This is a genomic window from Xanthomonas sp. NCPPB 2586 (genome assembly GCF_041475775.2).
Classification (GTDB): Bacteria; Pseudomonadota; Gammaproteobacteria; order Xanthomonadales; family Xanthomonadaceae; genus Xanthomonas; species Xanthomonas campestris.
The window spans coordinates 20,892-33,815 of record NZ_CM192981.1 but is presented as its reverse complement, the minus strand read 5'-3'; the positions used below and the strand labels follow the sequence as shown (position 1 = coordinate 33,815).

General features: G+C 65.1%; 10 protein-coding genes and 1 other RNA gene. 6 read left to right on the top strand and 5 right to left on the bottom strand.

Annotated elements, in window-relative coordinates; translation table 11 throughout:
• Window positions 1–440: 440 nt before the first annotated feature.
• The 4 genes from ACCQ09_RS00145 to ACCQ09_RS00130 all read left to right on the top strand — a co-directional run bounded on the left by ACCQ09_RS00145 (window position 441) and on the right by ACCQ09_RS00130 (window position 4,000).
• Window positions 441–1,493, top strand: a complete 1,053-nt coding sequence (locus ACCQ09_RS00145; RefSeq protein WP_040940268.1) for a glycoside hydrolase family 5 protein — start codon at window positions 441–443, stop codon at window positions 1,491–1,493.
• 438 nt (window positions 1,494–1,931) lie between these two features.
• Window positions 1,932–2,951: a glycoside hydrolase family 5 protein gene (locus tag ACCQ09_RS00140; protein WP_197708540.1), complete on the top strand. Its 1,020-nt coding sequence runs from the start codon at window positions 1,932–1,934 to the stop codon at window positions 2,949–2,951.
• Window positions 2,952–3,366: 415 nt separating this feature from the next.
• Complete coding sequence (locus tag ACCQ09_RS00135) at window positions 3,367–3,813, top strand: PepSY domain-containing protein (RefSeq protein WP_014505953.1); 447 nt, start codon at window positions 3,367–3,369, stop codon at window positions 3,811–3,813.
• Window positions 3,814–3,930: 117 nt separating this feature from the next.
• Window positions 3,931–4,000, top strand: a non-coding RNA gene (locus tag ACCQ09_RS00130) — sX9 sRNA.
• A 169-nt stretch (window positions 4,001–4,169) separates the two neighbouring features.
• Here ACCQ09_RS00130 and ACCQ09_RS00125 read toward each other — a convergent pair.
• Both ACCQ09_RS00125 and ACCQ09_RS00120 read right to left on the bottom strand, forming a co-directional pair.
• Complete coding sequence (locus ACCQ09_RS00125; RefSeq protein WP_040940266.1) at window positions 4,170–5,954, bottom strand: M28 family metallopeptidase; 1,785 nt, start codon at window positions 5,952–5,954, stop codon at window positions 4,170–4,172.
• A gap of 58 nt (window positions 5,955–6,012) precedes the next feature.
• The gene (locus tag ACCQ09_RS00120; protein ID WP_040940265.1) at window positions 6,013–6,669 is read right to left on the bottom strand and encodes a DUF4097 family beta strand repeat-containing protein; all 657 of its coding nucleotides are present in this window, start codon (window positions 6,667–6,669) and stop codon (window positions 6,013–6,015) included.
• A 98-nt stretch (window positions 6,670–6,767) separates the two neighbouring features.
• Between ACCQ09_RS00120 and ACCQ09_RS00115 the strand changes: the two genes are divergently transcribed.
• Both ACCQ09_RS00115 and ACCQ09_RS00110 read left to right on the top strand, forming a co-directional pair.
• Entirely contained in the window at window positions 6,768–8,057 is a 1,290-nt protein-coding gene (locus ACCQ09_RS00115) for a murein hydrolase activator EnvC family protein (RefSeq protein ID WP_019237041.1), read from the top strand.
• Between the two features lie 257 nt (window positions 8,058–8,314).
• Window positions 8,315–9,802, top strand: a complete 1,488-nt coding sequence (locus ACCQ09_RS00110; protein WP_019237040.1) for a S41 family peptidase — start codon at window positions 8,315–8,317, stop codon at window positions 9,800–9,802.
• 934 nt (window positions 9,803–10,736) lie between these two features.
• Here ACCQ09_RS00110 and ACCQ09_RS00105 read toward each other — a convergent pair.
• Genes ACCQ09_RS00105 through ACCQ09_RS00095 form a run of 3 tightly spaced genes read right to left on the bottom strand, consistent with a single transcriptional unit; the run spans window position 10,737 to window position 12,764 of the window.
• Window positions 10,737–11,723: a D-2-hydroxyacid dehydrogenase family protein gene (locus ACCQ09_RS00105; protein WP_011035278.1), complete on the bottom strand. Its 987-nt coding sequence runs from the start codon at window positions 11,721–11,723 to the stop codon at window positions 10,737–10,739.
• Window positions 11,723–12,043: a DUF1820 family protein gene (locus tag ACCQ09_RS00100; protein WP_011035277.1), complete on the bottom strand. Its 321-nt coding sequence runs from the start codon at window positions 12,041–12,043 to the stop codon at window positions 11,723–11,725. Before ACCQ09_RS00100 ends, ACCQ09_RS00105 begins: the two co-directional genes overlap by 1 nt.
• Window positions 12,044–12,071: 28 nt before the next feature.
• Window positions 12,072–12,764, bottom strand: coding sequence for a rhomboid family intramembrane serine protease (locus ACCQ09_RS00095; RefSeq protein WP_012436869.1), 693 nt, complete (start codon window positions 12,762–12,764; stop codon window positions 12,072–12,074).
• Window positions 12,765–12,924: the final 160 nt, after the last annotated feature.

Here is a 12,924-nt window from a genome sequence, read left to right as displayed (position 1 = left end):
TGGCACGCCGTTTGTGCGGCGTGTAGGTGGAACTGCCACGTGCGCGTGCATCGGCTCGCAGCCACATAGGCAACCGTGATCACGCGGGCGCACCGCGGTCGTTGCGGTGTGGCTGCCCGTGCATGCAGTGATCACCGCATGCCGTGTTTTTAGCCAGGCAGTTTTTTCGCCACAGGTCTCTTGGCCGACGCGCCACGCGCGCCGTTTCAAGCTGCGCACACGCTTCCATACATGGGCATGAAAACGTGCCTCTGTCGCGGATGCGTCGACCAGATCCTGCCGCCACTGCGAAACACCGCACAGCTTGGAAGAGTGATACCTCGCATCTGTAGTTTCAGCGTGCCGTTGCGCCTAGGGTAGAGACAGATGCGCTATTGGCCGCGTCGCGCGGCATGACGTTGCGGGCAGCGTATCTCCCCCGCAACTGCAAGGAACACCCCATGTCTGCCTCCCCCTCCTGGCCACGCCAGCTGCTGCGCTGCGCGTTGGTCATGCTCTGCATCGCCACGATGTCCATCGCACAGGCGCAAAGCCCCAATCGTCTGAAATACGCAGGCGTCAACATCTCCGGTGCGGAGATCCAGTCGTCCAAAAAACCGGGCGTGCTCAATATCGACTACCGCTATCCAACCGCGTCCGAGTACAGGTACTTCGCGGGCAAGCAAATGAACATCGTGCGCCTGCCGATCCTGTGGGAGCGCATGCAGCCCAAAGCTCAAGGTCCGCTGGATCAGGCACAACTGGCATTGCTGAAGCAGGCAGTGGCCAACGCCAAGGCCGCCAATCAATACCTGATTATCGATGTGCACAACTACGCCAAGTACTACGGCCAGAAGATTGGCAGTAAGCGGGTGCCGGTGCGCACGTTCACCGATCTCTGGCGCCGTCTGGCCATCGCGTTCAAGAGCGACAACGCCGTGATTTTCGGGCTGATGAACGAGCCGTACGACATCTCGCCAGAGAGTTGGGCCGCCGCCGCGCAGGCGTCCATCGACAGCATTCGTGCCACCGGTGCCACCAACCTGATTCTGGTGCCCGGTGCATTGTGGTCGGGCGCACACAGCTGGTATTCCACCGTGGCCGGGCAGTCCAATGCAGTGGCGCTTGCGAACATCCGCGACCCATTGAATCGCTATGCGATCGAAGTCCATCAATACCTGGACACCGACTCCAGCGGCACCAGTGCCGGTTGTGTGAGCCGCACGATCGGTGCGGAGCGCTTGCGCAGTTTCACCGGCTGGCTGCGCGCGCAAGGCAAGCGCGGTTTTCTTGGCGAATTCGGCACCGCCAATAACGCAACCTGCACTGCGGCGCTGGACGGCATGCTCGGTTATCTCGAAACCCACCACGATGTGTGGATCGGTTGGACGTTCTGGGCGGCAGGCGCGTGGTGGAACACCAGCTATCCGTTCAATGTGCAGCCCGATGCGCAAGGCCGCGACAAGCCGCAGATGAAAACCTTGAGCGCACGCGCGCATCGCGTCACCCGATAACGGCAATAGATCAGTTCGCTTGTGTACAACTGCAGCAGCCGGCGCACGCAGCAGACCTGTACTGCTGGTGCGTCGGTTGCATGCGTAGCCGGAGATTTGGCGTCACGCTTTCGTCGCCTAGCAAATCGCATGTCGAGATGTGGTCGCGGTCGCGTCACACGTGAAAGCGCAGTCTCCCTTGAAAGCAGGCACAACCGCACGATCCCGGTGCCAGCTCCTCCCACGCCGCATAAAGTGCAGGCCACAACGCAGTTTGTTTGTGAGCCCCTGCGCACATCATCTTTAACCACCGCGCGATGCGCGGCTGGCACGCGTGATGCATTGAACGGGCAGATGCAGCGTAACGAACGTCGATCGCACGCCACGGGGCTGCGATGCATCTTTTCCGTCGTCGAAGGAGTGGTTTCCATGTCGTGCTCTCTGTGGTTGCGCAGGCTAATGTCCTGCGCGGTGTTCTTCCTGCTGCTCGGTGTCCTGCCGATGGGCCATGCACAAACGCGTGCACTCAAGTACGCCGGCGTCAATTTGGCGGGTGCGGAATTCGCGTCATCGAAAAAACCTGGCGTCCTCAACAAGGACTACATGTATCCCGCCAGCACCGATTACAGCTATTTCGCTGGGACTGGAATGAACGTGATTCGCCTGCCGATCCTGTGGGAACGACTGCAGCCAGCTGCACGCGGCGAGCTGGATCCGGCGCAGCTGGCACTGGTGCAGCAAGCGGTGGCACGCGCCAAGGCATCGGGCATGTATCTGGTGCTGGATATCCACAACTACAGCAAGCACTACGGTTATAAAGTGGGTGGGCCGGAAGTGCCGCTCGCCACCTTTGCCGATCTGTGGCGGCGCCTGGCGGTGATCTTCAACAGCGATAACGCGGTGATCTTCGGGCTGATGAATGAGCCCAACAACATCTCTGCCAGCGAATGGGCCGGTGCAGCGCAGGCAGGCATCGATGCGATCCGTGCCACCGGCGCCAACAATCTGATCCTGGTCCCGGGCGCGCTGTGGACCGGCGCACACAGCTGGCACTCGCTGACCAGCGATGGGTATTCCAATGCAACCGCGTTGGCATCGATCAGCGACCCGCTCAATCGCTATGCGTTCGAAGTGCATCAATATCTGGATGCCGATTCCAGCGGCACCTCCAGTGTCTGCGTCAGTGAAACCATCGGCGCCGATCGCCTGCGTGCATTCACCCAATGGCTGCGCACCAACAACAAGCGTGGCTTCCTTGGTGAGTTCGGCACCGCCAACAACGCCGTCTGCAATACCGCGCTGCAAGGCATGCTGGCCTACATGGAAAACAACGCCGATGTCTGGCTGGGCTGGACATGGTGGGCAGCGGGCGCATGGTGGAACACCAGCTACGCCTACAACGTGCATCCGAACAAGGACGGCACCGACAAGCCGCAGATGGTCATCCTCTCGCCGCAGGCCGCGCGCGCTACACGCTGACACGTTGTCGCATGCCCGCCTTTCGTAGGAGCGCCCCTGGGCGCGATGGAGCATTACCGTGGTCGGTAGGGCTTCATCGCGCCCAGGGCGCTCCTGCAGATTTTTCTGCTGAATTGCGACGATGACGTACGCGTAGCTGCCGTGGCAGTCGTGGCAATCGATTGCCGCTGGTGCACAGCGGATCTCTGCTTGCTCGCTCACACGGTCGTGCGCTTTCGAGGTCAACGATCGGGCCAAGCTGCAATGACCGTTTTTAGCGACCTCATGCGCTTGTAAACATCACGTGCAGCACGGGTGAACAGGCATCTGCGGTTGTCAGCTAACTGAACTTTTGCGATGCATAAGGTCGCTTTTTCACCACACCGCGATCTGCCGACGCCCAGCATGGACGCACTTAACTGCTAGGAGCACTCTCATGGCACAGCGTTTGATGACCACCGCGCTGGTTGGCGCACTTGCCCTCACCGCACACGGTGCGTTTGCGCAGGACGCCGCCAAGCCGGCAAAGGCACTCACTTCCGCCGAAGTCAGCAGCATGTTGACGGCCAAGGGCTACACGAAGGTGCACGACATCAAGTTCGAGCACGGCGTGTGGACGGCCGATGCGCGCAGCGGCGACGGCAAGGATGTGGATGTGCGGATCGACCCGACCACCGGCCGCGTGTATGGCGACCAGACCACCTCCAAGATGAGCGAGGCCGACATTCGTGCAGCGCTCTCCACCAAGGGCTATTCCAAGGTGCACGACCTCAAGTTCGAAGATGGCCTGTGGAAGGCCGATGCCGAACAAAGCGGTGGGCAGAAGGTAGACCTGCACGTTGACCCGGAAGATGGGCACGTGGTGAGCGTGGATAACGATTGATCGCTCTCGTGTAACACGTGCACGCAGCAGCCGCGCGGGATGTGCATTGCGATTTAGAGCAGCTATCAGAACTACTGCGCAGCCTCCAGGCGGGCGCGGCCGGTGCTCGGAATCGGCATGTACCCACGTGCATTTTTCCGCGCCGTCTGCCACCCACCTGACGACTGCTCGCTACGTTTTGTTAGCCGCTCTTAAACTCGCCACAAACGAAGGGCCTCCATGCGGAGGCCCTTTTTTGTTCGGCGCAAAGTGCGGTCAGACGTTGGACTCAACGTGCCAGCGTTTCGCACTGGTTGTAGCAAGCCGCTGCAGCCCCTGTCACCACGCAGCGCGCGGTCACAGGGGCTGCCCGCAGCTCAGCGCGACGGCGCAGGCGCAGGCTTGGCGTCGTCCTTGGGCGCTGGCGCCGGCGCAGCGGCCGCACCCGGCTTGCCGGCCATCATGCGGTCGCGCGCGGCCTTGAACGGATTGCCCGCATACCAGTTGGGCCACTGCTGATCAGCCGCCACCTGCTTGCCCACGCCATACACCGCCTGCAGGTCCTCGATGGTGCCATCGAGCTTCCAGGTAGCCGCATCGTACTGATCGCCAGGCGCGTGGTAGCGGTTGCGGCCGTAGTCCTCGGCGGCTGCGCGGCCGGCAGCGGTACCGCCATCGCGCAGGTCTTCGCCGCCGTCGGCGTACAACGCCGGCACGCCGGCCTTGGCGAAGTTGAAGTGGTCCGAGCGGAAGTACGAGCCGCTCTCCGGCGTGGCCTCACCGTGCAGCGTGCGCCCCTGCATGGCGGCGATCGGCTTGAGGATGTCTTCCAGCTCCGAGCTGCCCATGCCCACCACCGTGACGTCGCGTGCGCGCCCGGCCACCGACATCGCATCCAGGTTGATCACCGCAGCGATCTTGTCCAGCGGAAAGCTCGGGTTGGCCACGTAGTACTTGGAGCCCAGCAAGCCGGATTCTTCCAGCGTCACCGCCACGAACACCACCGAGCGCGCCGGCTTGGGATCCTGGTGCGCGAAGGCATCGGCGATTTCCAGGATGCCGGCCACGCCGGTGGCGTTGTCCACCGCGCCGTTGTAGATGTTGTCGCCGGTTTCGCCGTCGTGCTTGCCCAGGTGATCCCAGTGCGCCATGTACAGCACCGCCTCGTCGGCATGCGTGCTGCCGGGCAGCACGCCAACCACGTTGCGCGAGGACTTCTGGGCGATCGTGCTCTTCAGGTCCACCGACCAGCTGGCCTTCAACGGCACCGGCTTGAAGCCGCGCTTGCCGGCGTCCTTGTAGGCCTGCGCCAGGTCCAGCCCGGCGTCGGCGAACAGCTGCTTGGCGGTGTCGGCGCTGATCCAGCCTTGCACCGGCAGGCGCGGGTCCGGGTCGTCCTTGGCCGGCAGGTCGTACTGCGGGCCGGACCAGGAATTCTTCACCACGTCCCAGCCATAGCTGGCGCCGGGCGTGTCGTGCACGATCAGCGCGGCGGCCGCACCCTTGCGCGCGGCTTCTTCGAACTTGTAGGTCCAGCGGCCGTAATAGGTCATGCGCTTGCCGTCGAACAACTTGGCGTCGTTGCTGTGGAAGCCCGGGTCGTTGACGAACATCACCACCGTCTTGCCCTTCCAGTCCTGCCCGGCGTAGTCGTTCCACTGCTGCTCCGGCGCATCCACGCCGTAGCCGACAAACACCAGCTCGCTGTTGTCGAGCTTGACCTCGGCCTGGCCGGTGCGCGTGCCCACCACGATGTCGGTGCCGAAGGTGAGCGGGCGGCTCTGCGCACCGCTGCGCAGGCTGGGCGCGGTGGCCGGGTCTGCGGTGGTTTCCACCATCGGCACATCCTGGAACCAGCTGTCGCCATTGCCCGGCTGCAGGCCGATGCGCTGCATCTGGTCGCGGATGTAGGTCACCGTTTTCTCTTCGCCCGGCGTGCCCGGCCCGCGGCCTTCGAAGGCGTCCGAGGCCAGCGTCTTGACCAGCTCGGCAAAGTCGCCGGTGGTCAGTTCCGGCGAGAAGGCGTGGCTGCTGACCGGTGCGCTGGGGGCGCTGTCGGCAGGTGCCTGCGCGCTGGGCGCGGTGGCGGGGTCGGCGGACTCACGCTTGCAGCCCGCCAACGCAACGGCGGCGGCCAGGCACAACACGATCTTGCGGGGCATCGGGACTCCTCGGTGCGGCGGGGGTTCCCGATTCTAGGCGCAGGCGGTGGTGAGCGCGTCAGTCCTCCGGCGCCACATCGCCATCGAAGCTGCGCGCGGTGGCCCCGGTGACCGCGCCGATCTTGGCGCTGCGGTGCACGTACAAGGTGACCTCGCGTTCGAACTTCAGCGGGCCATCGACCACCGCATTCGGGCCGATGATCACGCGCGGCTTGCGGTTCGGCTTGAACGAGAAGCCGAAATTGGGCTTGGTGACCAGGATCCCGCCACGCACGTGCGACCCCACGCCCACGGTGATGTCGCCGTTGACGGTCTCGATGCCCTTGCCCAGCTCGGTTTCCACCAGCCCGATACTGCCGTTGACGGTTTCCACGCCACCACTGATCTGGCTGCCGCGCTCGGCCAGTACCGAGCCGTTGACGGTTTCCAGATTGCCCGACACCATCACCTTGCTGCCCAGGCGGATGCCGCCGTTGACGGTGGAGACACCGCCGGTGCGGGCGCGCTCGCCGACCTGGATACTGCCATTGACGGTTTCCACGTTCTTGGTCTGCGTCGCGGCGCCGATCTCGATGGAACCGTTGACCGTTTCCAGGTCGCCGTAGGTCTTGCCGGCCTCGGCGCTGATGCGGCCATTGACCTTGCTGATGTCCTCATCGGCCCAGGCGCTGCCGCAGGCCAGGGAGAACACGAGGATCCAATGCGCGTGCTTCATGCTGAACCTCCCGCCGCGGCGGATATCGGTAACGTGGCAGCGATCACACCATGCTTGGCTACAATCGCGCACCTGCCTGAAGTCACTGGAACTTTCGTTTGCCTCCTGCCGCCGCGCCATTGCCGCACCCGACCCGCAGCCCGCCCGCACGCGCATGGCTGGCCGCGGCCGTGTTCGCCTGCACGCTGCTGGCCGGCACCAGCGCCGGGGCGCAGAGCCAGCGCGAGGCCGAGCGCAAGCTGCAGCAATTGCGCGATGAACTGAAAACCATCAGCGCCGACCGCCGCGACCTGGAAGGCAAGCGCGGCACCGCCGCCCAGCAGCTGCGCCAGGCCGATGAAAAAGTCGCCAAGACCGCACGTGCGCTGAGCGAGACCGAAACCGCGCTGCGCACGCACGAACAGAAACTCTCCGAACTGCAGCAGCAGCGCGCGCAGCTGCAGCGTGGCCTGCGCGAGCAACGCGTGCAGTTGGCCGCACTGCTGCGCGCCGCCGACCATGTGGGCCGCAACGCGCCGCTGAAAGTGCTGTTGTCACAAGACACCGTGGGCAATGCCACGCGCATGCTGGCCGACCACCGCTACGTGCAGAGCGCACGCGCGCAGCGCATCCAGGGGCTCACCACGCAACTGGAAGCACTGACCCAGGTCGAGCAGCAAATCACCGAGCGGCGCCAGGCGCTGGACGCCGCACGCGCACAACAAAAAGCACAGGCCTCGTCGCTGCTGAAAGACCGCTCGCAGCAGGCCGCCACCGTTGCGCAACTGGACACCCGCTATCAACAGCGCGCCGAGCGCGAGAAAGCCCTGGGCCAGGATGCCAAGGCGCTGGAGCAGTTGCTGGCCAATCTGCGTGCAGCCGCGGCCAAGGCAGAAGCCGAGCGCCGCGCGGCGGCCAAGCGTGCGGCCGCCGAAGCCGCCGCGCAGGCCAAGCGCGGCAAAACCGATCGCCCGGAACGCCCCGGCAAGACACCGCCCAAGGTCGTGGCCAACGCACCGGCGCCAAAGGTCGGTGGCCTGAGTTGGCCGGTGTCGGGCAACCTGCTGGCGCGCTTCAACGCCACGCTGCCGGATGGCCATACCAGCAAGGGCGTGCTGATCGGCGCGCCCAAGGGCAGCACGGTCACCGCGGTGGCCGATGGCACGGTGGTGTTTTCCGACTGGATGACCGGCTACGGCATGATCCTGATCGTGGATCACGGCAACGGCTACATGAGCCTGTACGCGCACAACGACACCTTGCTGCGCGATGCGGGCGCCAGCATCAAGCGTGGCGAGGCCGTGGCCAAGGTCGGCAGTTCGGGCGGGCAGGGTGTGCCGGCGCTGTACTTCGAGCTGCGTCGCAACGGCCAGCCAGTGGATCCTTCGAGCTGGCTGCAGCGCCGCTGAGTGCATGGGGCGCCGCACTTATCCGGCGTCTGCTTGCTGCATGGTGTTGCCGCTCACATGCCGGCAGTTCGCGGCGCCAGAGTGTCGCTGCGGACTGTCCCGACGGCAGCACCGCAGCAGATCTCATCGCGCAGCCTTGCCGGTGCTTCGCACATACGCCGGCGTTGACGGCGATTCAACGCGGATTTACCGCTGCTTCGCGCATAATCCAGCCAGCGCCGCGCTGTGGGGCGTCTTCTCTCTTTTCGGAGTGCTTCATGCGCGTAGCCGTCCTGTCCGTTGCCCTGTCGCTGGCCCTGTTCGCGTCGCCCGGTTGGGCACAGCAGGCCAGCCCCGCTGCCGCACCGGCCACCGCGGACGACCCGGAAGCCAACGAAGCCGCCGTCTCCAAGGTGCCGCTGGACGAGATCCGCCGCTTCGTGGCCGTGTACAACGCGGTCAAGCAGGCCTACGTGGACCCGGTCGAGGACAAGAAGCTGATGCACGCGGCCGTGCGCGGCCTGCTGTCGGACCTGGATCCGCACAGCACCTACTTCGACAAGGAAGACGCCGAGGCCTTCGACGAACAGGCCACCGGCGCCTATGACGGTATCGGCGTGGAACTGCTGCAGCAGCAGGACAACACGCTCAAGGTGATTGCGCCGATCGACGACACGCCGGCTGCACGCGCCGGTGTCAAGGCGGGCGATGTGATCGTGGCCATCGACGGCAAACCGATCGACGCCAGCAAGGCAATGGAGCCGCTGCGTGGCGAATCCGGCAGCAAGGTCACGCTGACCATCGTGCGTGACAAGGTCGCCAAGCCGTTCGACATCACCCTGCAGCGCGAAACCATTCGCGTGGCCAGCGTGCGCAGCAAGCTGCTCGAACCCGGCTATGGCTACATCCGCATCAGCACCTTCCAGGCCGACACCGGCGCCGACTTCCAGAAGAACCTCAAGCAACTGCAGGCCGGCGGCAAGCTGCGCGGCCTGGTGCTGGACCTGCGCAGCAACCCGGGCGGCCTGCTGACCTCGGCCGTGCAGGTTGCCGACGATCTGCTCGACAAGGGCAACATCGTCAGCACGCGCGGGCGCATCTCCATCAGCGACGCCAAGTTCGACGCAACCCCGGGCGATTTGCTCGGCGGTGCGCCGGTGGTGGTGCTGGTGGACGCCGGCTCGGCGAGCGCGTCGGAAGTGTTGGCTGGCGCGCTGCGCGACAACCAGCGCGCGCGCATCATCGGCAGCCGCACCTTCGGCAAGGGCTCGGTGCAGACCGTGTTGCCGCTGGACAACGGCGACTCGGTCAAGCTCACCACCGCGCGCTATTACACGCCCAGTGGCAAGTCGATCCAGGCCAGCGGCATCGTGCCCGAAGTGATGCTCACCCCCGAACCGCAGCCCGGCGACGCCGACGTGCCGGCCAGCCTCACCGACTTCAGCGAGGCAACCCTACCGGGCCACCTGCGCGGCGATGCAGAAGGTGAGGAGGGCTACAGCGCCGGCGACGTGCTGCCGGGCGATGGCCCGATCAACGAGGCGCTGGCCGAACTCAAGCAACCTGGTTCTGTTGCCAAGGCCCAGGCCGCGCGCAAGGCCAAGGCGCAAGCGCAAAAGCCCAAGGCCATCAAGCCAACGCCCGAGCCCAAGCCCGCCGCACCACGCCCGCCCGCCAGCGAGCAGACCACGCCGTCCGAGCCGACGGACAAGGCCAAGCCGGCGGCGCCAGCACCGGCAGCTGTGCCGGCCGAACCGGTCAAGTAACGGGCAGTGCTGCGGGTGCCACGTGCACCCGCAGTGCGCAGCTGGTGCTGGTGTGCATGCGGGCATGAGTGCGTCGGACACGGCGCGTAGTGCATCGTGCCGTTAACCTACAGCCATTGTCAGCGACGTGTGCGGTGAGTGGACGCATGACGTTTGCGGAAGAGCGGTACGTTTCGTCGGCATCGCCGGTCGCCAGGCGACAGCTTCTTGCCGTTGAAAAACTCTCAGCAAGATGCCGGCGCTTTGTGCAGGTGGTCTTCCACGCTTGGTCGCACTCACTTGCTGATGCGCGCGATACGTAGGAACTCTGAGCAGTGCACGTCATTAAACGTGTAGAGCGTCTTTGGCGCGTCATCGCCAGCAGCGTGGATCGCTGGGCGAGGGCACCTAACCTAAGCACTCTCCCAGCGACGCAGTTGCGCGTTGAGGTTGCGCGTTGAAAACACTTCATCAATAACGATTCTCTGCCGGCTTTTTGCGGGTGCCGCGCTGCTCGATGCAGTGATTCGCGCTCACCACCTAAGCTGGGTGACATGGAATGCACGCACTGCATATCGCGCGAATGCGTCACACCGCGATCGATACGCAGCGCAGCAGCACGACCAGTCCGGATAACGCCGGCCGCACGTGCGCGTGAGGCGTGCCACGCTGCAACCAATACGGCGGGTTCTAAACCTCGCCGTTGTGTCGCTCATGCGTGCTCCCTGCAGGTCATTGATGGCCAGCAAGACATGCGGTCGTGCCTCTTGGGCGCACGGTGCATCGCAGGACCACGACGCGTGCTTGCGGGAAGCCGCATGGACACATGCGTATTGCTGCAGCTGTTTTCGCTACATCACTCTAGGAGAGCGGGTGATGACGAGCCGTTCGCGCATGAGACGTCGGCAGCGACGGCGCAGCAGCAATCCGCAACGCAACCACGCAACCTCACACCCTAACGCGCAACCAGCAACGCCTCAGGATTGACCAGGTTGCGCGGTGTGCCAGCAGCGAACGCCAGCACGTTGTCGAATGCGGCCTCGAAGTAAGCCGCGTAGCTGTCGCGTTCCACATAGCCCAGGTGCGGGGTGGCCAGCACGCGCGGGTGTTGCAGCAGCGGGTCGCGCGCATCCAGGACCGGTTCGCGCTCGAACACATCCACGGCGGCGTGCCCGGGGCGGCCGGCGTCCAGGGCCGCGATCAACGCGCCCGGTGCGATCAGCTCTGCGCGGCTGGTGTTGACCAGCAACGCGTCGGGGCGCATGCGCAGCAGGTCGGCGGTGGTCACGTCATGCCGGGTCTGCGCGCTCAGGCGCCGGTGCAGCGACAGCACATCGCTGCGTTCGAACAAAGCCTCTCGGCTGTCGGCGATTGCATAGCCATCGCGCGCCGCCTGCGCGCACGACACTTCACCGCCCCACACCAGCACGTGCATGCCAAACGCCCGCCCGAATGCGGCCACGCGTTGGCCGATACGGCCGTAGCTCCAGATGCCCAGCGTGCGCCCATGCAAGGTACGCCCCAACGCGGAATCGCCTAGCGCCTGCCAGCGGCCTTGATGCAGGGCGCGCTGGTATTCGGTCAGGCGCCGGCTGGCGGACAGGATCAACGCCCAGGTCAACTCGGCCGGCGCGACCGGCGAGCCCACGCCTTCGGTGACCGCCACGCCGAACTCGGTGCAGGCCGCCACATCCACATGCGGGCCGATGCGGCCGGTCTGGCTGATCAGCTTCAATCGTGGCAGGCGCCGCAGCAATGTGGCGTCCACGCGGGTACGTTCGCGGATCAATACCAGCGCATCAGCTTCCACCAGCCGCTCGGCCCATTCGTTGGGATCGGTGGCCAGCGCGCCCAGCACCTGCACTTCATGGCCCTGCAGTCGCTGCAGGCAGGGCAGGGCGCGCACGGCGCCCTGGTAATCGTCCGGCACCAGAATGCGCATCAGCGTGGCTTGGTCGGCAGCGGGAACGGGGTGACCACCTTGTCGCCGGTGGTGGCATCGCGGATCACCGACTGCCCCTTCTTTTCCACTTCCTCGATGCGCACGATGCTCTGCATCGGCAGGTGCAACACCTTGGTGTTGCCGAACTCTTCGCGCAGGCGCTCTTCGGTGGGGTCGACCACCAACCCGTCATGCACGTCGAACACCAGCTCGCTGATCTGGTTGAAGCCCCACAGATGGCTGCCGGTGACGTGCTGGGCGTAGAGCTCGTACACCTTGCCGTGATTGAGGAAGGTGACTTTGTACAAGGGCTTGGACATGCGGCGATTATAGGCGCAGGGCAGGGCGCTAGAACCCGTGGCGCTTGCGCAGCCGCCGCGCGATCGCCGCGCGCACATACAACCCATAGACGATGCCGAACACGAAACCGGCAATGTGCGCCGACCACGCCACCATGCCGAAGGCCGGGCCGATATAGGCAAACACCACCTGCAGCACCGCCCACGCACCGATCAACAATGGCGCCGGCACGCGGATGAATTCCAGGAACACGCCCAGCGGCAGCACCACGCCGAGCTTGGCGCCAGGAAACAGCGCCAGATAGGTGCCGATCAACGCCGACACCGCACCGGAGGCGCCGATGATCACCCGGTCCGGTGTGCCGATGGCGAAGATCGCCGCCAGGTTGGAGGCCGCGCCGCCCAGCAAGAACAGCAGCAACAACCGCCAGGGCCCGAGGATGCGCTCGGCCGGCAGCCCGAAGATCAGCAGGAACACCAGGTTGCCCAGCAGGTGCGACCAATCCGCGTGCAGGAACAGCGCGGTGAACAGGCGCAGCACGCTGCCGTCGCGCAAGGTGGCCCACCAGTCGCCGAGATTGGAGACGCCGCTGGACAGCGCGCCCCAGTCCAGCCACAGCGTATTGCGCGCCTCGGTGGGGCGGCTGATCGACCACAGATAGGCCAGCCAGACGGCCGCGAACAGCAGCGGCACCGCCCAGCGCGGCGCGGATTTCTTGCGGGAGGGGATCGAGACAAACATCGGAGTGGCACAATAGCGGGTTCACCGTCCTGAACCCACCCCTAACCTGACCGGGCTAATAACGCGCACTTCGTTATTGTTCGGTTAATCGTCGTGGTTATACTGCGTACGGCGTCGTATGTCGGGGGGGGGTCTCCGGCGCGCTCCAGGGGCCACGTTG